The following is a 24,597-nucleotide window of genomic DNA, read 5'->3' as shown; positions in this document are numbered from 1 at the left end:
CGTTCCGGCGTGTCCGAGTGGTGGCAGCGCAACATCATCGAGCCGCGCAAGCTGGCGTTGCTGCTGTGCTGTGCCGCCTTCGTCGTCACCTTCGCCACCACCCGGACGATCACCCGGTTGATCCGCTCGGGACGCGGACCGTTCAAGGACAACGTGTCGTCGTCCGGACTGCACGTCCACCACGCCGTGCCCGGCCTGATCCTGCTCGTGGTCGGGGCGATCCTGGCGATCGGAGCGCCCCCGGCGCCGCCGTGGCGTGAGATCGCCGGGGTCCTCGTCGGCGTCGGAGCCTCCCCCGTCCTCGACGAGTTCGCCCTGATCCTCCACCTCGACGACGTGTACTGGTCGGCCGAGGGCCGGGTGTCGGTGGAGATGATCAGCCTGGCCACCGCGGCGATGGGCTTCGTCCTCGTCGGCGCCGTGCCGTTCGGCGTGAACGACGTCGGCGGCGCCGAGCTGACGTTCCGCGGTGGAGCCCTCGTCACGATGGTCGTCAACGTCGCCCTCGTCGTGGTGGCCGTGATGAAGGGCAAGTACAAGCTGGCCCTCATCGGAGCGTTCGTGCCGGTGGTGTCGGCACTGGCGGCGATCCGGCTCGCCCGGCCGAAGTCACGGTGGGCCCGTCGTTACGGCGAGGTCGAGCTCGCCCGAGCGACTGAGCGGGCCGCCCGGTTCGACGCCCGCTGGGATCCGATCGGCGACCGCCTCGCCGACCTCGTCGCCGGCCGGATGGAGGGCCCGCCGGCGTCGTGAACGATCAGGACGCCAGCGTCGACGCCACCCGGCTGGCGAGGGCGACCGTCGGCGCGTAGAGGCCCGACGCCGGCAGCTCCAGGGCCGACGAGTCGGCCACGTACAGGCCCTCGTGACCGGCGACGGCGCCGTCGGTGTCGACCACCGCGCGGCACGAACCCGCGGCGTGGAAGTACCCGACGGCGTCGGTGATCCTCCAGCCGGCGACGACCCCGCGGAACGGGCGCGAATCGAGCAGGTTGACCGCCAGCGTGACCGCCTCGCCGAGCGCCGTCGCGTCGTCCGGATCGAGCGGGTCGAACGACAGACGCACGTCACCGTCGATCGTCACCCGTCCCCGCCGCCGGTGCCGGAGAGCGCCGACGACCAGGGCGCCCCGGCCGGGAGCCCCGGCGCCGACATGGTTGAGCGGCACGATCTCGGTGCCGGACCGCCGCAGCACCGCCCCGGTGACCAGGCGGTCGTCGCCGACGACCGCCGACCGATCGAGCAGCAGATCGATGACGCGCGACGGGTGATCGGCGAACTCGCCCATCCCGGGTGCGACCACACCCGAGCGCATCAACAGCACGGGCGAGTGCACGGCGCCGGCACACACCACCACGGCGTCGGCGTCGATGACGCCGCCGTCGGCCAGCGTGACGCCCACGGCGCGCGATCCGTCGAAGCGGATCGCGCGGACCTCCGCTCCGCTCACGACGTCGAGGTTGGTCCGTTCTCGCACCGGTGCGAGGTAGATGTCGTGGGCGCTGAGCAATCGCCCCTGGCGCCGGGCCAACACGGCCGGCCGGGCGTCCGGCGACGCCGCGAGCAGTGCTCTGTCCACCGGGCCGAGCTCGGCGTCAGTCACCGTGTCGGCGGGGAGCAGGTCGAGCCCGTCGCCCGACAACACGGCGCCGTTGACCCGGCTCGAGCCACCGAGCCCCCGCCCCTGCACGTACGCCTGGAGGGACGGCCACACCCCGCTCGCCACCGCCAGGTCGGCGAGTGAGCTCGCCCCGTCAAGGCGTCCGCCCTGGCCGTCTCCCGCCTCGACGAGGGTGACGTGGTACGTGGCGACGTCGCTCAGCCGGGCCGCGACGACGCAGCCGGCGGTGCCGCCGCCCACGACCAGCCAACGCTTCTGCATCGCCGTCGTCAGGGCGCCATGCCCTCGATCAGGTGGGCCGAATCGTTGTAGCGGTCGACCCGCCAGTGATCCCAGGGCATGTACGTGAGCCCGGTGAGCGACGCGTTCGACGTCCACAGGTCGAACCCGCCCGCCACCGGCGCCCCGACGGCGTGGCGGACCGCGGCGTCGACCACGCCACCATGGGTGCCGACGAAGATCACACGACCCGGGTGGTTGGCGACGACCCGGTGCAACGTCTCGACGACGCGCGCGCTCAGTTCGGCGATCGTCTCGCCGCCTGGGAACACCGCCTGGGTCGGGTCCCCCGGCCACTCGGGCCGGCCGTACCGCCGGACGAACTCGTCGAAGCTCAGCCCGTCGCACTCCTCCCCCGGATCCAGCTCGCCGAACCCCTCGTCGACGATCGGCTCGCCGAGACCCGTGGCCGCCCCGACGATCGACGCCGTCTCGATCGCCCGGCGGAAGTGACTGGACATCAGCACGGCACCCGCCGCCTCGCCCGTGGCCTTCAGGCGTCGACCCAGCGCCTCCACCTGTTCCCGGCCCGCTCCGCTCAGTCCCCGGCACGAGCGCGGGCCGCCGACGAGGCGGTTGGCGTTGGCGACCGACTCGCCGTGTCGGATCAGCACGAGCGACGTCAACGCCTCGGGCGGATCCGTGTTCGGCGGCGAGTCGTCAACGGGCTCCAGATCGTCGTCATCGGTCACCTCGTCAACGCTACGTGGCGACCGCCGCGGCCTGAACAATCTGTTCAAACTCGCGGGCCGAGCGGGCCCATCCTCTAGGGTCACAGCAGTGCCCCCGGGTCCCCAACCGGCGTCCAGCCGGCTGATCATCCGATCCATCCACGACGACCCGCGCGGGGTGGCGATCCGGGACGCGGCAGCCCACCACGGCATCGACCTCGGCGGTCCCGTCGGGGTGGCCGACATCGTGTTCGTGGCCGGCGAGCTGTCCGACGACGACCGCCGCGAGCTGGCCGCCTTCCTCGCCGACCCGTTGCTGCAGACGGCGTCGTGGGAGGCGCCGTCCGCCGGTGACCCGGCCACGTCGCCGGACTCGGCGACGGCCTACGAGGTGACGTTCCATCCGGGGGTCACCGACGGCGCGGCCGACGCCCTGATGCAGGCGGCCGCCCACCTCGGCGTGAAGGTCACCGCCGCCGCCTCGGGGCGCCGCATCGAGTTCCCCGCGGGGACCGATCACGACACGCTCGACGTACTGCTCCGGCGAGTGGTGGCCAACCCCGTGATCGAGCGCTGGGCACCCGGCCGCATCGAGCCGGCCTTCGCCCCCACCGAGTCGATCGCGCCTCAGGCAGCCGTGGTCCCTATTCGCAACCTCGACGAAGCGGGTCTCGCCGCACTCAACGTCGAGCGGGCGATGGCCCTCGATCCGGCCGAGCTGCTGGTCATCCAGGCGCACTTCGTCGACCTTCGCCGCGACCCCACCGACGTCGAGCTGGAGACGCTCGCCCAGACGTGGAGCGAGCACTGCGCCCACAAGACGTTCCGCGCGGCGATCACCGTGCGCGACGCCGACGGCGCGACAAGCGAGATCGCCCCACTGCTGCGTCAGTTGCGCGACGCCACCGACCGCGTCGACGCGCCGTTCGTGCGCTCGGCGTTCGTCGGCAACGCCGGCATCGTGTCGTTCGCCGAGGGCGAGTCGCTCGCCCTCAAGGCCGAGACGCACAACCATCCGTCGGCCGTCGAGCCGTTCGGCGGCGCCAACACCGGCGTCGGCGGCGTGATCCGCGACGTGATGGGGGCCGGGCACAAGCCCTTCGCCGTCACCGACATCTTGTGCTTCGGCCCCGCCGACACGCCCGACGGCGACGTCCCCGACGGCAGCCTGCACCCCCGGCGCATCATCGCCGGCGTCGTCGACGGCGTGGCCGACTACGGCAACAAGATCGGCCTACCCAACGTGGCCGGCGCCGTGCTGTACGACCCGGCGTTCACCACCAACCCGCTCGTGTTCGCCGGCTGCATCGGTGTCGCCGACGACGACCCGAAGGTGGCCGTGCAGCCCGGTCCGCACCCCGGAGACCGGGTGGTGGTCATCGGCGGCGCGACCGGTCGTGACGGCATCCACGGCGCCACGTTCTCCAGCCTGGCGATGGACGCCAGCACGGGCGAGGTCGCCGGGGCGAGCGTGCAGATCGGCGATCCGGTCACCGAGAAGCTCCTCATCGACGTGCTCGACGAATCCCGCCACCTCTGGACGGCGATCACCGACTGCGGCGCCGGCGGCCTGTCGTCGGCGGTGGGCGAGATGGCCGCCGAGCCGGTAGGCGAGCATGGGCTCCAGGCGATCGGCGCCGACGTCGATCTGCTCGACGTGCCGCTGAAGTACCCCGGCCTCGAGCCGTGGGAGATCTGGCTGTCGGAGGCCCAGGAGCGCATGGTGCTCGCCGTGGCCCCGGCCGACGTCGACGAGCTCAGGGCCGTGTGCGCCCGGCATCGCGTCGACCTCGCCGACATCGGCGAGTTCACCGGCAGCGGGCGTCTCGTCGTCCGCGTCGGCTCGCAACCGGTGCTCGATCTCGACGTCGGCTTCCTCCACGACGGCCGCCCGCAGCGGCGGATGACGGCCGAGGCGAACGTGCCGTCAGGTATCACGAGCGGCCGCGTCGTCGACGACCCAGGGGCGACCCTGCTCGCCCTGCTCGCCCACCCCAACATCGCGTCGAAGGCCGACGTCGTGCATCGATACGACCACGAGATCGGAGGCAACACCCTGGTGCGGCCGCTGGTCGGCGACGACGATCACGGCCACGCCGACGGTGTCGTCCTCGCCCGCCCGGGCAGCTCGCACGGCGTCGCCGTCGGCATCGGCGTCAACCCGTGGCACGGCGTGCACGACCCCAAGGCGATGGCTCACGCCGCGGTGGACGAGGCGATCCGCAACGTGGTCGCCGTCGGCGCCGATCCCGATCGCGTGGCGCTGCTCGACAACTTCTCGTGGGGCGACCCTCGTGACGAGGCGACGCTTGGCGGGCTCGCCGCCGCGGTTGCCGGCTGCTGCGACGCGGCGCTGGCGTACGAAGCTCCGTTCGTGTCGGGCAAGGACTCGCTGAACAACACCTACACGGGTCGGGACGGGCTGCGCCACGCCGTGCCGCCCACACTGGTCATCACCGCCGTGGCCCACGTGCCCGACGCCGCGGCGTGTGTCACCACCGAGTTCACGGCAGCCGGCAACGTGCTCGTGCAGCTGGGTCCGACCGGCGAGCATTTCGCCGGTAGCCATCTCGATCTGATCCACGGCGTGCACGGCGAACCGTCGCCCGAGGCCGGCGTCGTGGCCCAGCCCGACGCCAATGCGCTCGGCCGCTATCGCGCGCTGCACGCGGCGATCCTCGACGGCACGGTGAAGTCGTGCCACGACGTCAGTGAGGGCGGACTCGCCGTCGCCGTCGCCGAGATGTGCATCGCTTCGGGCCTCGGCGCCTCGGTCACCGTGCTCGCCCACCACGACGTGGAGGCGGCGCTGTTCTCCGAATCCTCGGGCCGCCTCGTCGCCGAGGTCGCGGCCTCCGATGCCGATGCGTTCGTCGCCCGCTTCGACGGGATCGGCGGGGCCACGGTCATCGGCACCGTCACCGGCGACGCCATGCTGACGATCACCGACGTCGCCAGGATCGCCGTCGCCGATCTCACCGCCGCCTTCACCGGCCGCGGGCAGGACTCGTCGACGATCTGGGCACGAAATGACGCAGATCTGACCCGATCGGTGCCCAGACCGTCGGGGGACACGATCCGTGCCCAGACCGGCGCGAGCGGTTCGGCTCCGACCGCCGTCGTCATCGCCGGGCCGGGAACGAACCGTGATCCGGACGTCGCGTTCGCCCTCGAACTGGCCGGGTTCGAGCCGCAGATCGCCCTCGTCGACGACTTGCTCGACCGGTCCGACCCGTTCGCCGACGCCCAGGTGATCGTCGTCGCCGGTGGGTTCAGCTACGGCGACGCCCTCGGCGCCGGGCGCATGCTCGGCCTCGACCTCACCGCCGCCCACGGCGGCCGCCTCGGCGACGCCCTGCGCCGCGCCGTCGCGGCCGACACCCCGGTCCTCGGCATCTGCAACGGCTTCCAAGTGCTCACCCGCACCGGCCTCCTACCCGGCGCGCTCGGGCACAACGAGTCGGGCCACTTCGACTGCCGCTGGGTCACACTCGACGTGGCGTTCAACTCGAGGTCCGTGTGGACCCGTGACGCCGTCATCATCGACTGCCCCATCGCCCACGGCGAGGGGCGCTACGTGCATCCCGACCCAGCGGCCCTCGACGCCGCCGGCCAGGTGGCGCTCCGCTACGCCGGCGCCAACCCCAACGGGTCGGTCGACGACATCGCCGGCGTCAGCGACGAGACCGGCCTCGTGCTCGGCCTGATGCCCCATCCCGAGAACCACGCGGTGGCCCAGCAGCACCCGCGGCACCGGCTCCGCCCCGGTACCGACTCGACGCTCGGGCTCACCCTGTTCCGGTCGGCGAGGAGTTACCTCGAGTGAGTGGGCGATGATGCCACCGGCGTTCACCGCCATCGATCTGCCGCTGGACGACCGGCGAGACGGCAAGGTGCGCGTGTCGTACGCCCTGCCGGGCGAGCCGGCCCGGCGCCTGTTCGTCACCACCGACCGCATCTCGGCCTTCGACCGGGTCATCGCCGGCATCCCCTACAAGGGCCAGGTCCTCAATCAGCTCGCCGCCTGGTGGATGGAACGCACGAGCGACATCATCGCCAACCAGCTGCTCGCCGTCCCCGACCCCAACGTCACGATCGCCCGCGACACGACGCCGCTCGCCGTCGAAGTCGTCGTACGCGGCGCCATCACGGGCGTCACGTCGACGTCGTTGTGGCAGCAGTACGCCGACGGGGCCCGCACGATCTACGGCTACCACTTCCCCGACGGCATCCGGAAGAACACGATGCTGCCCGAGCCCCTCGTCACGCCCACCACCAAGCCGCCCGCTGGCTCGGGCGCCCACGACGAGCCGATCACGTGGGCCGAGGTGGTGGACCGCGGCCTCGTCGAGGGCCGCCGCTGGGAGCGGATCACCGAGGCCGCGCTGGCGATCTTCCGGGCCGGCCAGGAGACGGCGGCGGCGGCCGGGTTGATCCTCGCCGACACCAAGTACGAGTTCGGGGTGCTCGACGACGGCACCGAGCACGGCGCCGTGCTGCTGATCGACGAGGTGCACACACCCGACTCGTCGCGCTACTGGGTCGCCGACACCTACGAGGAACGGCTCGCCGCCGGCGAGGAGCCCGAGAGCCTCGACAAGGAGCCGCTCCGCCAGGCCCTGTCCGCAGCGGGGTACCGTGGCGACGGCGACCCGCCGGTGTTGGGCGACGAGGTCGTGGAGGCCACGAGTCGTCGTTACATCGATGCGTACGAACGCATCACGGGGACCACGTTCGAGCCGGGTGCCTACCCCGTCGCCGAGCGCATCGCCACCGATCTCCACCGTCTGATCACCGCCGGAACCGAGGACCTGACATGAAGCGACTCGATGTGACCGCCGCCCACGGCCCTGCCGGGGGGTCGCCGTCCGACGACTCCCCGAAGGAGGAGTGCGGGATCCTCGGCATCTCCACGCCGCACGGCGACGGCGTCGCCCAGTTGGCCTTCTTCGGGCTCTTCGCCCTCCAGCACCGCGGGCAGGAGGCCGCCGGCCTGGCCGTCAGCGACGGCCAGCGGGTGCGCATCCACAAGCAGCCCGGATTGGTCTCGAACGTGTTCACGCGGGAGGCGCTGGCGCCGCTCGTCGGCTACCACGCCATCGGCCACACCCGGTACTCCACGACCGGCGGCAGCAACGACCGCAACATCCAGCCGTTCGTCGTCGAGACGATGCACGGCCCCCTGGCGCTCGCCCACAACGGCAACATCGTCAACACGTCGAGCCTCCGCGACGAGCTGCTGTCACGGGGCTTCGGCCTCACGGCGACCAGCGACTCCGAGGTGATGACGTTGATGCTCGCCGCGGCCGGCGGGCAGACCTGGGAGGACCGCATCGAGCGGACGCTGCCGGCCTGGAAGGGCGCCTTCTCCCTGGTGCTCGTCACCGGCGACCGGGTGCTCGCCGTCCGCGACCCGTGGGGGTTCCGTCCCCTGTCCGTGGGGCGCCTGCCGAGCGGAGGGCACGCCGTCGCCAGCGAGACCTGTGCCCTCGAGACACTCGGCTGCGTCGAGGTGTCGGAGGTGGCGCCGGGCGAGATCGTCACCCTCCAGGGCGCGGAACTGCGCCGCCGCCAAGCGCTCACCCCGGCTGCCAAGCAGGCTCGCTGCACGTTCGAGTTCGTCTACTTCTCCCGCCCCGACTCCGAGTGGGACGGGCGCAACGTCCACGCCGTGCGCGAGCGCCTCGGCGTCAAGCTGGCCGACGAGTCGGGCGTCGAGGCCGACGTCGTCATCCCAGTGCCGGACTCGTCGATCCCCGCCGCCATCGGGTACTCCAGAGCGAGCGGCGTGCCGTTCAACGACGGGCTGATCAAGAACCGCTACATCGGCCGGACGTTCATCGAGCCCAGCCAGGAGATCCGTGAGCGCGGCGTGGCCCTCAAGTACAACGCACTCGCCCAGAACCTCGCCGGGCGCCGGGTGATCATGCTCGACGATTCGCTCGTCCGGGGGACGACGGCGGGTCCGCTGGTGAAGCTCGTCCGCGACGCCGGCGCCACCGAGGTGCACGTGCGCATCACGTGCCCGCCGATCGTCCACGCCTGCCACTTCGGTGTCGACATGGGCCATGACGGCGACCTGATGTCGGCCCGGCTCGACGTCGACGAGATCCGCGAGCACATCGGCGCCGACAGCCTGGCGTTCCTGTCGCTCGAGGGGATGATGCAGGCGATCGGCTACGAGGATCCCGCCACGTCGGGCTACTGCAACGCCTGCTTCACCGGGGACTACCCCATCGCCGTCGCCGATGCCCAGGCGAAGCTGGCGTTCGAAGGGGTCCTGGCGTGACCCCGACCGCTGCCGGCCATGCCCCCGCGGCACCCACCCCGACCTGGGGCGGGATCGTGACGGAAATCGACACGATCGGGCCCCAGATCGCCGAACGGCACGATCTGGCCCCAGATTGTGAGGTGGAGCGATGAACGTGCTCGTGATCGGGTCCGGGGGGCGCGAGCAGGCGATCGCCTGGGCGTGCCGCCGGCACGGGCACCACGTCACGCTGGCGACCGAGCTGCCGCCCGTCGACGGCCCGCAGCCCGACCTGGTGATCCCCGGACCGGAAGCGGTGCTCGTCGCCGGCATCGCCGACGAGTGCGCGAGGCGGGAAGTGCCCTGCTTCGGCCCGACCGCCGAGCTGGCTCGCCTCGAGTCGTCGAAGGGCTTCGCCCGGCACCTCTCCACCTCCCTCGGCATCCCCGGACCAGCCTTCGCCCAGTTCGACCAGGGCGAGGCCGACGAAGCCAAGGCGTGGATCGAGCGCCTCGACCAGCCGGTCGTCGTCAAGGCCGACGGTCTCGCCGGCGGCAAGGGCGTCGCCATCCCCGACACGTTCGACGAGGCCCTCGTCGCCGTCGACATCGTCGCGGCCACCGGGCCGTTCGTGCTCGAAGAGCGCATGACCGGCCCCGAGCTGTCCCTGCTGGCACTGTGCGACGGCTCCACCGCCGTCGCCCTGCCCCTCGCACAGGATCACAAACGGATCGGCGAGGGCGACACCGGTCCCAACACCGGCGGTATGGGCGCATACGCGCCGGCCCCGGTGAACGTCAGCGCCGACGAGCTCGTCGCCACGTTCGTCCAGCCGATCCTCGACCACTACGCCGAGGCCGGCACGCCGTACGTCGGCGTGATCTACGCCGGGCTGATGCTCACGCCCGACGGGCCGCGTCTCGTCGAGTACAACGTGCGCTTCGGGGATCCCGAGACCCAGGCGGTGCTCCCGCTGCTCGAGTCGGACCTCGCCTCGCTGGCCCTCGCCGCGACCACGGGTACGTTGGGCCTCGAGCCGCTGCACGTGCGCGACGGCGCGGCGTGCAGCGTCGTGGCTGCCGCGGCCGGCTATCCGTCGGCCCCCCGCACGGGTGACCCGGTGTTCCTGCTCGGCGACGAGTTGGGCGACGACGCCATCGTCTTCCCCGCCGGCGTCCACGAGGGGCGCACGTCCGGTGGCCGGGTCCTCACCGTCACCGGGCTCGGCCCCGACCTCGCGGCCGCCCGCGCGGCGGCGTACGACGCCATCGAGAAGGTCGCCTTCCCCGGCATGCAGTTCCGCCGCGACATCGCCTGGCGGGCGCCGGGGGCCGCGCTGACGTCGTATGCGGCGGCTGGCGTGGACATCACCGAGGGCAACCGCGCCGTCAGCCAGATGAAGGCCGCCGTCGAGCGCACCCACGGCGCCGACGTCGTGCGCGGCGTCGGCAGCTTCGGGGGCGCGTTCTCGGCGAAGGCGATCGCCGCCATGACCGATCCCGTGCTCGTGGCCTCCACCGACGGTGTCGGCACGAAGGTCGAGCTTGCCGCCCAGCTCGGCCGGGTCGGCTCGGTCGGCCACGACATCGTCAACCACTGCATCGGCGACGTGCTCGTGCAGTCGGCCCGGCCGCTGTTCTTCCTCGACTACATCGCCGCCAGCAGGCTCGACGCCGACATGGTGGCCGCCGTCGTCACCGGCATGGCCGAGGCGTGCGAGGCGGCCGGCTGCACGCTGCTCGGCGGCGAGACGGCGGAGATGCCCGGCGTCTACGCGCCGGGAGCGTTCGACGTGGCCGGCACGCTGGTCGGGGTGGCCGAGCGAGATGCGCTGCTGCCACGCGACAACGTCGTCGTCGGCGACCTGCTTGTCGGCATCGGGTCATCCGGGCCGCACACGAACGGGTACTCGCTGCTGCGCAAGGTGTTCGAGTGGATCCCGATGGACGTCACGCCGGCCGGCCTCGACCGGCCGCTCGGCGACGCCCTGCTCGAGCCCCACCGCAACTACCTCGGCGTGCTGACCGACGCCCTCACGACCGGAGCGGTGAAGGCCCTCGCCCACATCACCGGCGGCGGCCTGATCGAGAACGTGCCGCGCGTGCTGCCGCCCGGCGTCGGCGCGACGATCCAACTCGGCTCGTGGCCGGTGCCGCCCCTGTTCGAGCTCGTCCGCGAGCTCGCCCCCGGGCTCGACGACGTCGAGCTGCACCGCACGCTGAACATGGGCATCGGCATGGTCGTCGTGTGTGCCGTGGACGACATCGACATCATCCAGGCGACGATCCCCGAGCCCACCTGGGTCATCGGCGAACTGACCGCCGGATCCGGCGTCACGCTCACCCGCTGACGACGGGCGATCTGACGGCGGGGCGCCGCTACCGTCGGCACCATGGCCGTCTACCTGTGTCACCAGCAGCCCGACCTGTACGAGCACGACGCCGTGGTCGTCGACGCCGCGCCAGGCCGGGTGCTGCTCGACCGATCGGCCTTCCACCCGGGTGGTGGCGGCCAGGTCAGCGACACCGGCTGGATCGAGCACGCCGGTGGTGTCGTCGCCGTGACCGGGGTGGAGGTCGAGCACGCCGACGGCGGCGGTGACGGCGACCGGCACTGGCACCTCCTGGCCGACGAGGTGGAGCTGTCGGGACCCGTGGTCGTGCGGGTCGACGCCGACCGCCGGTCCCTCGTCGCCCAGCTGCACACCGACTCCCACATCCTCAACGCCTTCGTCTTCGAGCGCTTTCCCGGCACGCTGGTCACCGGCGCCCAGATCAACGCCGACGGCACCGGCCGCATGGACTTCGATCTGTCCGACGTCGACAACGACGTGCTGCGCGGCCTCGACGCCGACGTCAACGCCGTCATCGCCCGCCAGCTCGCCGTGACGAGCGTGTACGTCGACGCCACCGAGGCGTCGACCACGGCCGGGCTCGTGCGCAGCCTCTCCGTCGCCCCGCCGCCCACGCCCGACGGCCGGCTCCGCCTCATCGACATCGAGGGCATCGACCGGCAGGCGTGCGGCGGTACACACCTCTCGAACACCGGACAGTCCGGCACGTTCCGCATCACCAAGGTGGAGAACAAAGGCAAGCGCAACCGCCGCCTGCGCTTCCAGCTCGATCGCTGACCGGTCTCCGAGATAGTGCCAGGCACTATCTCGGAGAGTGAGTGAGCACGCACTCAGTCGCGCTAGCCTCGCCTGGCGTGACCCCGAAGCGACGATCGCGTGCCGCTCCCCTCCCGCCCGACGAGCGGCGTGCCGCCCTCATCCGAGCCGTCGTGCCGCTCCTCGGCATCCACGGGCGCGACGTCACGTCGCGCCAGATCGCCGAGGCCGCCGGCGTGGCCGAGGGCACGATCTTCCGGGCGTTCGCCGACAAGGACAGCCTCATCGACGCGGCGATCGACCACGTGCTCGACATGACCCCGTTCGTCGACCGCGTCGAGTCGATGGCCCCGGCGCCCACCATCGACGAACGTGTCGCCGTCATCATCGGCCTGTTGCGAGACCGGTTCGAGGCCGTGTTCAAGGTGATGTTCGCCCTCCGCCACGCCGGCCAGCCGGCCCCGGATCGTCGAGGGCGCGGACCCCGGCGCCCCGCTCCTGGCGACAGCGACCGGCTCGATCTCGCCATCGCCGCCCACCTCGCCGCCGAGCCCGGCGGCTTGCCCGCGGGCACCGACGCCGTCGAGCTCGCCCGCTGGCTCCGGGTGACGACGCTCGGCGCCACCCATCCACTCATGTCTGGCGGCCACCCGCTGCCGACCTCCCGGATCGTCGAGCTCGTCCTGCACGGCATCGCCGGCGTACCGGCGACGGCTCCTCACTCGACCGCTCTCTCCCAAGGAGCAGACCGCTGATGCTCGTCTCGCTCATCCGCGACTCCATCGGCCCCTACCGCCGCCAGGTGGTCGCCCTGCTCGTGCTGCAGGCGATCGGCACCATCGCCGCGCTGATGCTGCCCAGCCTCAACGCCGACATCATCGACAAGGGCGTGGCCACGGGAGACACCGGCTACATCGTCGCCACCGGCGGCCGCATGCTGCTGCTGACGATCGTGCAGATCGCCGGCACCATCTCGGCGGGCTACTTCGGGGCCAAGGTGGCGATGGCGGCCGGGCGGGACCTTCGCGCCAAGATCTTCCACCACGTCGGCTCGTTCTCGGCTCGCGAGGTCAACCAGTTCGGCGCCCCCTCGCTGATCACCCGCACCACCAACGACGTGCAGCAGGTCCAGCTGCTGATCGTGATGACGTGCACGCTCCTCGTGCAGGCACCGATCATGGCGCTCGGCGGCATCGTCATGGCGATGCGCGAGGGCTTCGCGTTGTCGTGGGTGCTGCTCGTGAGCATCCCCGCCCTGTTGCTCAGCATCGCATTCATCGTCAGCCGGATGATCCCCGGGTTCCGCAAGGTGCAGGAACGCACCGACGAGATCAACCGCGTGCTGCGGGAGCAGATCTCGGGCATCCGCGTCGTGCGGGCGTTCGTGCGCGAGCGCAGCGAGCGGGCGCGCTTCGCCACCGCCAACGACCAGTTGACCGACGTCTCGCTCGCCGTCGGGCGTTGGCAGGCCGTGCTCTTCCCGACGGTGATGCTGATCTTCAACGTCTCCAGCGTCGGCGTGATCTGGTTCGGCGGCCATCTGGTCAACGACGGATCGCTCCAGGTCGGGTCGCTGTCGGCGTTCATCACCTATCTGATGCAGATCCTCATGTCGGTGATGATGGCCACCTTCGTCGCCGTGATGGCGCCCCGTGCGGCCGTCTGTGCCGAGCGCATCCGCGAAGTGCTCGACACGTCGACGTCCGTCAGACCGCCGGCCACACCGGTGACCGACGTGACCGAGCACGGCACGGTCGAGCTCCGCGACGTTTCGTTCCACTACCCCGGCGCCTCGGCGCCGGTGCTGCGCGGGGTCTCGTTCCGCGCGGCACCGGGCCGTACGACGGCGATCATCGGCAGCACGGGCGCTGGCAAGACGACCCTGATCAACCTCATCCCCCGCCTGTTCGACGTGACCGGCGGCGCGCTCCTCGTCGACGGCGTCGACGTCCGCGACCTCGACCCCGACCTCCTGTGGGGCCGCATCGGTCTCGTGCCCCAGGCGCCATACCTGTTCTCGGGGACGATCGCGTCGAACCTGCGCTACGGCAAGCCCGACGCCACGGACGAGGAGATGTGGGACGCCCTCACGGTGGCCCAGGCCGCCGACTTCGTGCGCGCCAACCCGGACGGGCTCGAGGCGCGGATCTCGCAGGGCGGCACCAATCTGTCCGGCGGTCAACGCCAACGCATGGCGATCGCGAGGGCGTTGATACGCAAGCCGGAGATCTACCTGTTCGACGACGCCTTCTCGGCGCTCGACCTCGGTACCGACGCCCGGCTCCGGGCCGCCTTGCGGCCGCGGACCCGCGACGCTGCGGTCATCATCGTCGCCCAGCGCGTGTCGACGGTGATCGATGCCGACGAGATCGTCGTCATCGAAGACGGAGTCGTCATCGGTAAGGGGCGGCACGCCGAGCTCCTCGAGACCTGCCCCACCTACGTCGAGATCGTCGACTCGCAACAGTCTGAGGAAGCGGCATGAGCGGGAGATCAGCCGCACGCTTGCCCGACGCGGCGCGCGACATCCCACGTCGGGGACCGATGATGGGCATGGGCGCGCCCACCGAAAAAGCGCTCAACTTCACCGGGTCGCTCAAGCGCCTCGGGAGACGTCTGCGGTCGGACCGCTTCGGCATCACCGCCGTGCTGCTGCTCTGCGCGTCGAGCGTGGCGATGTCGGTCGTCGGCCCGAAGATCCTCGGCCGGGCCACCGACATCATCTTCCGCGGCCTGATCGGCGGCCGGCTCGACCCCGGTCAGACGAAGGACCAGGCGGTGGCGGCGATGGAGGCGCGCGGCGACGGCCGCCTGGCCGACGTCGTTCGCGGGATGGACGTCGTCCCCGGCCGGGGCATCGACTTCACCGATCTGCGCAACGTGCTGCTCGTCGCCCTCGGCCTCTACGTCGTGGCGTCGCTGTTCGCCGGCCTGCAGGGGCGCCTGCTCAACCGATACGTCAACCGCGCCGTGCAGTCGCTGCGGCGCGACGTCGAGGACAAGATGCACCGTCTCCCTCTGAGCTACAGCGATCGCCAGCAGCGTGGCGAGATCCTCAGCCGGGCCACCAACGACATCGACAACATCCAGCAGACGATGCAGCAGACCCTGAGCCAGGTGCTCACGTCGCTGCTCACGCTGATCGGCGTGCTGACGATGATGTTCGTGATCTCGTGGCAGCTCGCCCTGATCGCCGTCGTCGCCGTGCCCACGGTGATCCTGTCGACGCGGGCGATCGCCAAGCGGTCGCAGCCGCAGTACATGGCGCAGTGGGCCCACACCGGCAAGCTCAACGGTCAGATCGAGGAGGGCTTCAGCGGGCACTCGCTGGTGAAGGTGTTCGGCCGCCAGAAGGAGGTGGACGCCCGCTTCGACGAGGAGAACGCCTTGATGTTCGAGGCGAGCTTCCGCGCCCAGTTCATCTCGGCGGTGATCATGCCGGTCACGATGTTCATCGGGAACCTCAACTACATCGCCGTCGCCGTGGTCGGCGGGCTCAAGGTCGCGTCGGGGTCGATGTCCCTCGGTGACGTCCAGGCGTTCGTGCAGTACTCCCGTCAGTTCACCCAGCCGCTGACACAGGTGGCGTCGATGATGAACGTGCTGCAGTCGGGCGTGGCATCTGCCGAGCGGGTCTTCGAGCTGCTCGACGCCCCCGAGGAGCGGGCCGACGCCGACCCGCCCGCCCGCATCGAGGCCGTCGAGGGGCGCGTCGAGTTCGACCACGTGTCGTTCAGCTACGTCCCGGAGCGTCCCCTGATCGACGACCTCTCGCTCGTCGCCGAACCGGGACAGACCGTGGCGATCGTCGGGCCGACCGGCGCCGGCAAGACCACGCTGGTCAACCTCATCATGCGCTTCTACGAGCTCGACGCCGGACGGATCACGCTCGACGGCGTCGACATCGCGTCGATGACCCGGGACGACGTTCGCAGTGAGATCGGCATGGTGCTGCAGGACGCCTGGCTGTTCGGCGGCTCGATCCGCGACAACATCGCCTACGGCAACGCCGACGCCACCGAGGCCGACATCCTCGAGGCCGCCCGCATCAGCTACGTCGATCGCTTCGTCCACTCCCTCCCCGAGGGCTACGACACGATCATCGACGACCAGGGCAGCAATCTCAGCGCCGGCGAGCGCCAGCTCGTCACGATCGCCCGAGCGTTCCTCTCCGACCCGGCGATCCTGATCCTCGACGAAGCGACCAGCTCGGTGGACACCCGCACGGAGGTGCTGGTGCAGCACGCGATGAACGCCCTGCGGACCGATCGGACGAGCTTCGTCATCGCCCACCGCCTGTCGACGATCCGCAACGCCGACACGATCCTCGTGATGGAGAACGGCAGCATCGTCGAGCAGGGCGACCACGACAGCCTGCTCGCCGCCGGCGGCGCCTACGCCCGCCTGTACAACGCCCAGTTCACCGGCCCCGCCGTGGACGAGAGCTCCGGGCTCGTCGCCGCCGACTGATTTCGATTCGACGCCCCCTGGTCGCGTCGTGCACCATCTGCCGTGGTCGCGAGTGCAGCACGGGACGACGGCTGGGATCGCCCCGGTGTGTTCGCGCCCGTCCACGACCATCGGCACGACCACCCCACGGGAAGTGCCCGGGCCGCGCTGTCGTATCCGACGTTCCGTCGCATGTGGAGGGCGTCGTTCGCGTCGACCGTCGGGACGTGGATGCAGAACGTCGCCCTGCCGGCGTACATCTACGAACGGACGGGCAAGGCGGCCGTGGTCGGACTGCTCGTCTTCGCCCAACTCGGCCCGCTGCTGCTCCTGTCGATCCCGGCGGGAGTGATCGCCGACCGCTTCGACCGCCGCCGCTGGCTGGTGTTGATGCAGGTCGTCCAGCTCGTCTTCTCGGCCGCCCTGGTGCCGCTCGCCGCCATCGAGGCCCCGGTCTGGTCGCTCATCCTCGTCGCCCTCGGCGTCGGCATCGGCAACGCCCTCAACGCCCCGGCGTGGGGGGCGATGCTCCCGCTGCTCGTGCGCCGCGAGGATCTCGCCGGCTCGGTGGCCATGAACTCGGCGGCACTCAACGGCTCCCGGGTCATCGGGCCGATCCTCGTGGCCCTGCTCACACAGGTGGGCGTCACGACGGCCGAGGTGTTCGCGGTGAACGCCGCCACGTACCTGTTCGTGATCGCCGCGCTGCTCCGCACCGAGCTCCCGCCACCCATCCTGGTGACGCCCGAGCGCGGCTGGCGCCAGCTCACCGCCGGGCACCGGCTGGCCCGGGCGAACCCCGCGGTCAACATGATCCTCCTCGCCCTCACGAGCTTCTCGTTCGTCTCGTTGGTGTACATCGGGCTGTTCCCGGCCGTCGCCGACGGCAACTTCGGCATCGACGAGGACAGCCCGCTGTACCAGTGGCTCTACGCCGTGTGGGGCCTCGGGGCGTGTCTCGGCGCCCTGGCCATCGGCACGGTCTTCACCCGGCACGACAAGCGCACGCTGATCCGTGTCGGCTTCGGCGCGTTCGGCGTGTGCCTCGCCGTCTTCGCCCTCGTGCGCGAACCGATCGGGGCGTTCCTCACCGCCTTCCCCCTCGGCTTCGCCTACTTCGGCACCACGACGTCGATGAACACGGTGATGCAGAGCAGCCTCGCCGACAACGAGCGCGGCCGCGTGTTCGCCCTCTGGTTCATGGCGTTCGGGGGCACGGTGCCGCTCGGCAACCTCGCCTTCGGCCCGCTGATCGACGCCATCGGTGCGAGGTGGGTCCTGCTCGGCGGCGCGGCGTGGGCGCTCTGGCTGGCCAAATGGTGCGACGTCGCCGGCGCAGAACGACGCGCGGCCGTGCGGGCGGCGAGTACCGTCGCGCCGGTTGCCGGCGACTGATCCACTCCCCTGTGGGGAACGAACCTGCCATGACCACTCCCGACCACCCGTCCATCCCGAACGAGAACAAGGGGATCGTGGAGCGCTTCCATCACCGCCTCTGGGGCGACGGCGACGCGAGCGTGATCGACGAGGTGGTCGCGCCGGATGCGGTCACCCATTGGGGCGACTCCGAGAGCAACACGATCGAGGCGATGCGGGCGGACGTGGAGCGGTACTTCGCCGGATTCACCGATGTCAGCACCGGCATCGACGACCTGCTCGGCGACGACGACAAGGTGGTGCTGCGATGGAGCACCACCGGTCGGCACACCGGCCCGTACGGCAAGGTGGCCCCGACCGGCAAGACGATTACGATGGAAGGCGTCGACGTCTACCGCCTCGCCGGCGGCCGCATCGTCGAGGCCTGGAGCATGTGGGACGGCCTCAGCGTCTACCAGCAGCTCGGACTGGTTGCCGACGACGTCGGTCCGTAGGACCCACGCCGTCGCTCAGGAATCGTCCGTGGCCCGCCGTGTGAGGGTGAGGTGGGTCACGCCGCTCGGCGACGACACCGCCTCGATGGCGTAGTGCTCGTCGAGCGTCTCGAGGCCGTCCCACAGCCGGACGCCGCGACCCAGGAGAAGCGGCACCTGGACGATGTGGGCCGTGTCGATCAGGCCGGCGGCGAGGAAGTCACGCACGATGGTGGCGCCACCACCGACGCGCACGTCGCGGTCACCCGCGGCCTCGCGGGCGAGGGCCAAGGCGTCCTGCGGGCTGGCGTCGACGAAGTGGAAGACCGTGCCGCCTTCCATCTCGATCGGCGGGCGTGTGTGGTGGGTGAGCACGAACACTGGTGTGTGGAACGGCGGGTTGGGTCCCCACCAGCCCCGCCACTCCTCCTCGGTGCCGACCTGCTCCCACGGTCCGGTCGAGGCGCTGAACTTCCCCCGTCCCATGATCTCGGCGCCGATCCCCGGCTCGTGCCGTTCGGCGAAGGCGTCATCGACACCCGCCGAACCACCCGGCTGGCCGACCATCGAACGCCAGAACCGGGTGGCGAACATCCACTCGTGAAGTCGCTCGCCGGCGTGGCCGAACGGCGCGTCGAGCGCGATGCCCTCGCCGGTACCGAAGCCGTCGAGCGAGATCGAGAAGTTGTGAACACGGACCTGTGACATGGCTGCCTCCTCGTGGCAAGTGATTGCAATGTGCAACTCGTTTCGACTATCCTTGCCAGAAGCAGTTGTCAATTGCAAGCACTTTTCGTCGGCACCCGAGGAGGACCCCGATGGACACCACGCCCCGCTCCGGCTGTGCGATCAACGCCGCGGTCGAGGTGCTCGGCGACCCTTGGGCGATGCTGGTGCTGCGCGACATCATGTTCGGGAACCGCCGGCACTTCCGCGAGCTGCTCGCCGGCTCGGAGGAGGGCATCGCGTCCAACATCCTCGCCAGCCGCCTCAAGCAACTGGTCGCCGCCGGCCTCCTCAGCCGCGACGACGCCCGCCGGGGCCAACGGGCCGCCTACTCGCTCACCGAAGCCGGGATCCAGGTCCTGCCGGTGATGGTCGCCCTCGGCAACTGGGGCCTCGCCCATCGCGACGGCGAGCGCCGCCTCCGGGTCCGCGCCGAGGTCCTCCGCGACGGCGGCCCGGAACTGATCGCCGCGATGATCGACGAACTGCGCGAGGTGCACCTCGGCGTTCCGCGGCCGGATCCCGATGCGCCACGCGCGAGCGAACTGCTCGCCGCCGCTTACGAGGCGGCCCTCTGACGGCGGTCAGCCGTTGGCGCGGGCGTTCGTCCCGGTCCCCGCCTCGACGTCGACGTCGGTCTCCGCCTCGGCGAGCCAGCTGAGCTTCGGCGTGAGCACGGTGCGCAGGAGGCAGCCGAGCTGCCGGCACTCGTCGTCGTCGAGCGGAGCGAGGAACTCCCCCTCGGCTGCCGCCGCCAGCTTGGCCGTCTTCGCCAGCAGCTTGCGGCCCTCGGCCGTCACCACCAGGACGTAGCGCCGGCGATCGCGCGGGTCGCGGGTGCGCTCGAGCACGCCGCGCGCCTCCAGGGCGTCGACGGTGTTGACGATGAGCGTGGGGTCGGTGCTGAGCCGCCGGGCCACGTCCTGCTGGGACAGCTCCTCGGCCGACGTGAAGGCGAGCACGAGGAACTCCCGGTACGAGAGCCCCATCTCGGTGAGCACCGAGTCGAGCCCTCGCTGCGCGAGCACGCCTGCCTTGAAGAGCAGGTAGCCGGTGCTCGCCATGACGTCGGGAACGGTCACGACCTCCACGATACGAGAAACTTGCCCGTCGTGACGATTATCGAGATTTCGATGATCTATCATGTCGACCATGACAGATGCGACGAATTACCCGTACACCCGCGTCGGCCTGCAGATCCCCAACTTCACGTATCCCGGCGTGGCCGACGCCGACCTCTTCGAGACGGTGGCGACCGTCGCGACCACGGCCGAACGAGCGGGTGCCGACTCGGTGTTCGTGATGGACCACTTCTTCCAGCTGGCGATGCTCGGCTCGCCGGACCGCAACATGTTCGAGGCCTACACGCTGCTCGGCGCCCTCGGCGCCCGCACGTCGACGATCCGCCTCGGCACGCTCGTCACGGGCGTCACCTACCGCCAACCCGCGGTGCTGGCGAAGCAGGTCACGACGCTCGACGTCATCACCCGCGGCCGGGCGCTGCTCGGCATCGGCGCCGCCTGGTTCGAGCTCGAGCACAACGCGCTCGGCGTGGACTTCCCACCCCTCCGTGAGCGCTTCGAGCGACTCGAGGACGCCATCCGCATCTGCCGGGCGATGTTCACCGAGGACCAGAGCAGCGTGACCGGCACCCACTACCGCACCGACGGAGCGTGGAACCATCCGGCGCCCATCCGGGCCGGCGGCCCGCCGATCATGCTCGGCGGATCGGGCGAGAAGGTGACGTTCCGGCTCGCTGCCCAGTACGCCGACGAGCTGAACATCATCGCTCCGATCTCCGAGCTCCCCCGCAAGCTGGAAGCCCTACACGGCCATCTCGAGACGACCGGCCGGCCGAAGGACGCCGTCCGCACGAGCACCTTGCTCAGCCTCGTCGTCGGTGACGACGACGCCGACGTCGATCGGCAGCTGGCGGTCCTGCTCTCCAACCAGGGCGTCCCCGACCCGACCGGCGTGCTCTCCAATCCCGATGCGCGCGCCCAGCTCACCCAGCGCGTGGTCGCCGGGACCGCGGACGCGGTGAGCGAGCAGTTGGCCGCGATCGTCGCGGTCGGACTCGACGGCCTAATCGTCAACCTGCCCGTCGACGGGCACGATCCGGCCTACACCGAGCGCGCCGTCACGCTGGTGCGAGGCGCCGTCCACGCCGCCGTCGACCGCGTCTGACCGGCCGCGGCTCGTCGCCGCGACGCAGTCGAGCGGGCGGACGAGGAACTCTGCGACACCCCATCCGTACGATCGGGCCACCGACATCTCCCAGTACACACCCCCGAGCACTGGGAGGGGCTGATGCCCGAACTCTTCTGCCGTCGCGGCGACGCCGTCGTCGAACGCCGCGTCCCATCGATTCCGGTCGCCTGCCCGGCCGACGCCCTCGGCGTCCTCGCCCAGGCCCGTCACCAGCCGGACCGGCCACAGGTGCTGGCGCTCGTCCTCGAGGACCGCCACACGATCGCCATGCTCGCCGTCGAGGAGGCCGAACACCCCGACGCCGTCATCGACGTCGTCGAGCTGCTCGCCGAGTCCCTGGCGGCGGCCGACCGGCCGGGCGAGCTCGTGCTGGCCACGATCCGACCCGAACCCGGACCGCTCCCCGGCGACGCCGAACGCTGGATGGAGATCAGCACGATCGCCGAGAACGCCGGCAGTGAGCTCCTCGACTGGTTCGTCATCTCCGGTGATGTGGCGTGGTGTCCTCGAGACCTGTTCGGCGAGCCACCCCGATGGTGACCGGCGCGCTCAGCGGGCGGCTTCGCGGGCTCGGCGTTCCGCCGGCGACAGCCGCAGGCCCGCCGCGCGCAGGCGCCGCAACAGCTCACGACTGGGCACCTCCACGGCCCCGGCCTCCACCATCCCGGCCCGGTACTCGTCGGGGATGTCGTAGTGGTCGCCCTGGAACGCCCGGCGCGGGATCCCCCGGGCCTGGGCGAACTCGTGCAGTTCGTCGTACGACACATCCGACACCATGTGGCACCACTTGCGCCCCAGGTGCCACCACAGCGGATCGTCGATGAGCACGGTCACGGCGACAGCCTGCCAGGCTGGGGGCCGTGAGCGACGAGATCGAGCTGCGCCTCGCCTGGGCGTGCGTGGCCGCGCGAGGTGATCCCCCGGCGCCGACCCATCGCGTGGTCGAGGTGTTCGACGACGTCGTCGGTCGCCATCGCCAGGCACATCGCCGGTACCACGGACTGCGGCACGTCGTGTGGGTGGTGCGCCACGTCCACGAGCTGGCCGCCCGAGCGACCGGATCGGGAATCGTCGACGTGACGCGCGCCGTCGCCGCGGCCTTCTTCCACGACGCCGTCTACGTCCCGACGGCGTCCGACAACGAGGAACGGAGCGCGCTGCTCGCCACCCGCCAGCTCGCCGCGCTCGGCTGGGCCGCCGGCGAGGTCGCCGCCGTGGCCGACGACATCCGCGCCACCGCCGGCCACATCACGCCCGACGACGCCGACGCACCACCCGCCGATCTGACGCGTGCCGTGCTCCTGGACGCCGACTTGGCGGTGCTGGGCAGCGACGCCGCGGCGTATCAGGCGTACGCCACCGGTGTTCGCGCCGAGTACGCCCACGTCGACGACGCCGCCTGGCGGGTGGGACGCGGCGCCGTGGTGCGCACGCTGCTCGAGCGACAGCGGCTCTACCTCACCGACGCCGGCGCCGAGCGATGGGACCAGCTCGCCCGGGCCAACCTCACCGCCGAGCTGGCGACGCTGGCCTGACCCGGTCACGGCCGGGTCAGGCCAGCGTCTGCGTCAGACCTTGCGGGCGGAGTCCATCACGTGGGCCCGAACGGCGGCAGAAACCCGATCGGCAACGCCCGGCTCGAACGCTCCCGGGATGATGCGGTCGGGCCGCGGGTCGGTGACGATGCCGGCGAGCGCCGAAGCGGCGGCCAGTTTCATCTCGCGGGTGCAGGCACGCGCGCCCGAGTCGAGCAGACCGCGAAAGAGCCCTGGGAACGCGAGCACGTTGTTGATCTGATTGGCGAAGTCGCTGCGACCGGTGGCGACGACGGCCACGTTGGACGGCACGTCGGACGGCATCACCTCGGGGACCGGATTGGCGAGCGCGAACACCGCGGCGCCATCGTTCATCGTCGCCAGCGCGTCGATGCCGAACGCCCCTGGGCCGGAGAGGCCGATCACGACATCGGCGCCGCGGATCGCCTCGTCGACGTCGCCGCGGCGTCCCCACCGGTTGCCGATGTCGACGAACCAGCGCTTGGCCTCGGTGACGTCGCGCCGTGAGCCGTCGAGGATGCCGTTGCGGTCGACGCCGATCACGTCGCCGATGCCATACGCGTGCAACAGCTCGGAGCACGCCCGTCCCGCAGCGCCGACTCCGATGATCGTCACCGTCATGTCGGCGAGCGGCTTGCCGACGACCTTCGCCGTGTTGATGAGGGCGGCGAGCACCACGATGGCCGTGCCGTGCTGGTCGTCGTGGACGACGGGGATGTCCACCTCCTCCTGCAGCCGGCGCTCGATCTCGAAGCACTGCGGCGCGGCGATGTCCTCGAGGTTGATGCCACCGAACGTCGGGGCGATCGCCTTGCCGATGGCCACCATCTCGTCGACGGTCCGCGCGTTCACGCACACCGGGTAGGCGTCGACCCCGCCGAACTGCTTGAACAGCACGGCCTTGCCCTCCATGACCGGCAGCGCGGCCTCCGGCCCGATGTCGCCGAGCCCGAGCACCGCGGTGCCGTTGCTCAACACGGCGACGGCGTTGCCGCGGCCGGTGTAGCGCCACACGGCATCGGGTTCGTCGGCGACGGCCTGGGAGACGCGACCGACGCCCGGCGTGTAGACGAGCGACAGGTCGTCGGGACCGTCCACGGCCGTGCGGGACTGGACGACGAGCTTGCCGCCCACGTGCACCGGGAACGCCGGATCGGCGAGCAACGGATCTGCGGTCAGCGGATCAGCGGCCAGGGCCGCGCTCGTCAGCGGTGGAGTGTCGGTATCGGGTTCGCTGGTGATTGACATGGGTCCTCACGTCGTTGGGTGGACGGGACCGGATGCCGGTGAGAGAAGAAGTCGCCCTTCGCGCACCGGAGTCCGGTGGGAATGGGCGGGGCCGAGCGGCCGGGTCAGCGGCGGCGCGTTCCCCGCCGAACCCGTACCGGAATGAGTACAGGTGCGGGGCGGCGTGCTGCTACGACTGCTGCGGCCACAGCGGCGGAGCCGGTGGCAAGAGCGGCGACGACCGCGGCGAGCACGAAAGCAGTGTACGCAGGTCGTTCGCGCAATGCCAAGCAATACCTGCGATTTCGCGGGCCGAGCCGACCACGCGTTCTGGCAGATGAACGTGAGCGATGACAAGCGCGACAGCCCCAACCAATCCAGTTCGTGACGCTGATCACCGACGAGCTCACAGCACGTGGCGTCGTCGAACCTTCCCGGGTCTACGAGCCACCCTACGACGGGGTCGCACCTGAAGGCCCCGAGGCGATCTTCGTGGAGTCAGATCCGCGTCGCAGACGGCCCGGAAACTGTGTGACACCAATCATGAGCGCCTTCGGCGCTCGCCCGACATGGGAGAGTTGATGTTGCTCCGGGTTGCGGTCTGGTCGCGGGGTGGGCCTTGATCTGCGGTCGCGGTTGGGGCTCTGA

Annotated in this window: 21 protein-coding genes; 15 read left to right on the top strand and 6 right to left on the bottom strand. The window is 71.0% G+C overall.

The annotated features are described in order from the left end of the window. The first annotated feature begins 9 nt into the window (after positions 1–9). Complete coding sequence (locus DN771_RS25255) at positions 10–753, top strand: hypothetical protein (protein WP_117000348.1); 744 nt, start codon at positions 10–12, stop codon at positions 751–753. 4 nt (positions 754–757) lie between these two features. Here the strand turns inward: DN771_RS25255 and DN771_RS25250 are convergent, their stop codons facing one another. Both DN771_RS25250 and DN771_RS25245 read right to left on the bottom strand, forming a co-directional pair. Beyond that, complete coding sequence (locus DN771_RS25250) at positions 758–1,882, bottom strand: GMC family oxidoreductase N-terminal domain-containing protein (RefSeq protein ID WP_117000347.1); 1,125 nt, start codon at positions 1,880–1,882, stop codon at positions 758–760. An 8-nt stretch (positions 1,883–1,890) separates the two neighbouring features. Continuing rightward, positions 1,891–2,592, bottom strand: a complete 702-nt coding sequence (locus DN771_RS25245) for a histidine phosphatase family protein (RefSeq protein WP_162942398.1) — start codon at positions 2,590–2,592, stop codon at positions 1,891–1,893. An 88-nt stretch (positions 2,593–2,680) separates the two neighbouring features. Between DN771_RS25245 and purL the strand changes: the two genes are divergently transcribed. From purL to DN771_RS25190, 10 genes are all read left to right on the top strand, one after another. Continuing rightward, on the top strand, positions 2,681–6,397 hold the full coding sequence (gene purL, locus DN771_RS25240) for a phosphoribosylformylglycinamidine synthase subunit PurL (protein ID WP_162942397.1): 3,717 nt from the start codon (positions 2,681–2,683) through the stop codon (positions 6,395–6,397). A gap of 7 nt (positions 6,398–6,404) precedes the next feature. Beyond that, complete coding sequence (locus DN771_RS25235) at positions 6,405–7,391, top strand: phosphoribosylaminoimidazolesuccinocarboxamide synthase (RefSeq protein ID WP_117000344.1); 987 nt, start codon at positions 6,405–6,407, stop codon at positions 7,389–7,391. Next, positions 7,388–8,860: an amidophosphoribosyltransferase gene (gene purF / locus DN771_RS25230; protein WP_117000343.1), complete on the top strand. Its 1,473-nt coding sequence runs from the start codon at positions 7,388–7,390 to the stop codon at positions 8,858–8,860. Before DN771_RS25235 ends, purF begins: the two co-directional genes overlap by 4 nt. A gap of 130 nt (positions 8,861–8,990) precedes the next feature. Then, a complete protein-coding gene (gene purD, locus DN771_RS30190) occupies positions 8,991–11,171 on the top strand; it encodes a phosphoribosylamine--glycine ligase (RefSeq protein ID WP_205528767.1) in 2,181 nt (726 codons plus the stop codon). Between the two features lie 42 nt (positions 11,172–11,213). Continuing rightward, entirely contained in the window at positions 11,214–11,951 is a 738-nt protein-coding gene (locus DN771_RS25215; protein WP_117000342.1) for an alanyl-tRNA editing protein, read from the top strand. Between the two features lie 77 nt (positions 11,952–12,028). After that, entirely contained in the window at positions 12,029–12,685 is a 657-nt protein-coding gene (locus DN771_RS30185; RefSeq protein WP_193615411.1) for a TetR/AcrR family transcriptional regulator, read from the top strand. Continuing rightward, positions 12,685–14,415, top strand: a complete 1,731-nt coding sequence (locus tag DN771_RS25205) for an ABC transporter ATP-binding protein (RefSeq protein WP_117000341.1) — start codon at positions 12,685–12,687, stop codon at positions 14,413–14,415. Before DN771_RS30185 ends, DN771_RS25205 begins: the two co-directional genes overlap by 1 nt. Beyond that, positions 14,412–16,400, top strand: coding sequence for an ABC transporter ATP-binding protein (locus tag DN771_RS25200; protein ID WP_117000340.1), 1,989 nt, complete (start codon positions 14,412–14,414; stop codon positions 16,398–16,400). The genes DN771_RS25205 and DN771_RS25200 overlap by 4 nt, the downstream gene beginning before the upstream one ends. A gap of 42 nt (positions 16,401–16,442) precedes the next feature. Beyond that, positions 16,443–17,774, top strand: coding sequence for an MFS transporter (locus DN771_RS25195; protein WP_117000339.1), 1,332 nt, complete (start codon positions 16,443–16,445; stop codon positions 17,772–17,774). A 29-nt stretch (positions 17,775–17,803) separates the two neighbouring features. Further along, positions 17,804–18,250 carry an ester cyclase gene (locus DN771_RS25190; RefSeq protein ID WP_162942396.1) on the top strand — a complete coding sequence of 149 codons (447 nt, stop codon included), beginning with the start codon at positions 17,804–17,806 and terminating at the stop codon, positions 18,248–18,250. A gap of 15 nt (positions 18,251–18,265) precedes the next feature. On the opposite strand, the gene DN771_RS25185 is transcribed toward DN771_RS25190, so the two are convergent. After that, entirely contained in the window at positions 18,266–18,937 is a 672-nt protein-coding gene (locus DN771_RS25185; RefSeq protein WP_117000337.1) for a dihydrofolate reductase family protein, read from the bottom strand. A gap of 110 nt (positions 18,938–19,047) precedes the next feature. On the opposite strand from DN771_RS25185, the gene DN771_RS25180 reads away from it, so the two are divergent. Then, entirely contained in the window at positions 19,048–19,533 is a 486-nt protein-coding gene (locus DN771_RS25180) for a winged helix-turn-helix transcriptional regulator (RefSeq protein ID WP_117000336.1), read from the top strand. Positions 19,534–19,539: 6 nt separating this feature from the next. Here the strand turns inward: DN771_RS25180 and DN771_RS25175 are convergent, their stop codons facing one another. Continuing rightward, positions 19,540–20,037 (bottom strand): MarR family winged helix-turn-helix transcriptional regulator, encoded by a 498-nt coding sequence (locus DN771_RS25175; protein WP_162942395.1) that lies wholly within the window; start codon positions 20,035–20,037, stop codon positions 19,540–19,542. Positions 20,038–20,107: 70 nt separating this feature from the next. On the opposite strand from DN771_RS25175, the gene DN771_RS25170 reads away from it, so the two are divergent. Next, complete coding sequence (locus DN771_RS25170; protein WP_117000334.1) at positions 20,108–21,142, top strand: LLM class F420-dependent oxidoreductase; 1,035 nt, start codon at positions 20,108–20,110, stop codon at positions 21,140–21,142. 123 nt (positions 21,143–21,265) lie between these two features. Then, positions 21,266–21,706: a hypothetical protein gene (locus DN771_RS25165; protein ID WP_117000333.1), complete on the top strand. Its 441-nt coding sequence runs from the start codon at positions 21,266–21,268 to the stop codon at positions 21,704–21,706. A gap of 9 nt (positions 21,707–21,715) precedes the next feature. Here DN771_RS25165 and DN771_RS25160 read toward each other — a convergent pair whose 3' ends face one another. After that, positions 21,716–22,000, bottom strand: a complete 285-nt coding sequence (locus DN771_RS25160) for a DUF4031 domain-containing protein (RefSeq protein ID WP_117000332.1) — start codon at positions 21,998–22,000, stop codon at positions 21,716–21,718. Positions 22,001–22,026: 26 nt separating this feature from the next. Between DN771_RS25160 and DN771_RS25155 the strand changes: the two genes are divergently transcribed. Next, positions 22,027–22,701 carry an HD domain-containing protein gene (locus tag DN771_RS25155; protein ID WP_205528766.1) on the top strand — a complete coding sequence of 225 codons (675 nt, stop codon included), beginning with the start codon at positions 22,027–22,029 and terminating at the stop codon, positions 22,699–22,701. Positions 22,702–22,734: 33 nt separating this feature from the next. On the opposite strand, the gene DN771_RS25150 is transcribed toward DN771_RS25155, so the two are convergent. Then, on the bottom strand, positions 22,735–23,970 hold the full coding sequence (locus tag DN771_RS25150; protein ID WP_117000331.1) for an NAD(P)-dependent malic enzyme: 1,236 nt from the start codon (positions 23,968–23,970) through the stop codon (positions 22,735–22,737). Positions 23,971–24,597: the final 627 nt, after the last annotated feature.

The sequence above is a fragment of the Desertimonas flava genome (assembly GCF_003426815.1).
In the GTDB taxonomy this organism is placed as follows: domain Bacteria; phylum Actinomycetota; class Acidimicrobiia; order Acidimicrobiales; family Ilumatobacteraceae; genus Desertimonas; species Desertimonas flava.
Note: the sequence above shows the minus strand (reverse complement) of the source record. Positions and strands in the feature narration are given on the sequence as shown.

Bases quoted from the DNA above. Each gene is read 5' to 3' on its own strand.
- DN771_RS25250 (WP_117000347.1), bottom strand. From the start codon at position 1,882: ATGCAGAAGCGTTGGCTGGTCGTGGGCGGCGGCACCGCCGGCTGCGTC.
- DN771_RS25235 (WP_117000344.1), top strand. From the start codon at position 6,405: ATGATGCCACCGGCGTTCACCGCCATCGATCTGCCGCTGGACGACCGG.
- purF (WP_117000343.1), top strand. From the start codon at position 7,388: ATGAAGCGACTCGATGTGACCGCCGCCCACGGCCCTGCCGGGGGGTCG.
- purD (WP_205528767.1), top strand. From the start codon at position 8,991: ATGAACGTGCTCGTGATCGGGTCCGGGGGGCGCGAGCAGGCGATCGCC.
- DN771_RS25215 (WP_117000342.1), top strand. From the start codon at position 11,214: ATGGCCGTCTACCTGTGTCACCAGCAGCCCGACCTGTACGAGCACGAC.
- DN771_RS25205 (WP_117000341.1), top strand. From the start codon at position 12,685: ATGCTCGTCTCGCTCATCCGCGACTCCATCGGCCCCTACCGCCGCCAG.
- DN771_RS25200 (WP_117000340.1), top strand. From the start codon at position 14,412: ATGAGCGGGAGATCAGCCGCACGCTTGCCCGACGCGGCGCGCGACATC.
- DN771_RS25190 (WP_162942396.1), top strand. From the start codon at position 17,804: ATGACCACTCCCGACCACCCGTCCATCCCGAACGAGAACAAGGGGATC.
- DN771_RS25185 (WP_117000337.1), bottom strand. From the start codon at position 18,937: ATGTCACAGGTCCGTGTTCACAACTTCTCGATCTCGCTCGACGGCTTC.
- DN771_RS25180 (WP_117000336.1), top strand. From the start codon at position 19,048: ATGGACACCACGCCCCGCTCCGGCTGTGCGATCAACGCCGCGGTCGAG.
- DN771_RS25170 (WP_117000334.1), top strand. From the start codon at position 20,108: ATGACAGATGCGACGAATTACCCGTACACCCGCGTCGGCCTGCAGATC.
- DN771_RS25165 (WP_117000333.1), top strand. From the start codon at position 21,266: ATGCCCGAACTCTTCTGCCGTCGCGGCGACGCCGTCGTCGAACGCCGC.
- DN771_RS25150 (WP_117000331.1), bottom strand. From the start codon at position 23,970: ATGTCAATCACCAGCGAACCCGATACCGACACTCCACCGCTGACGAGC.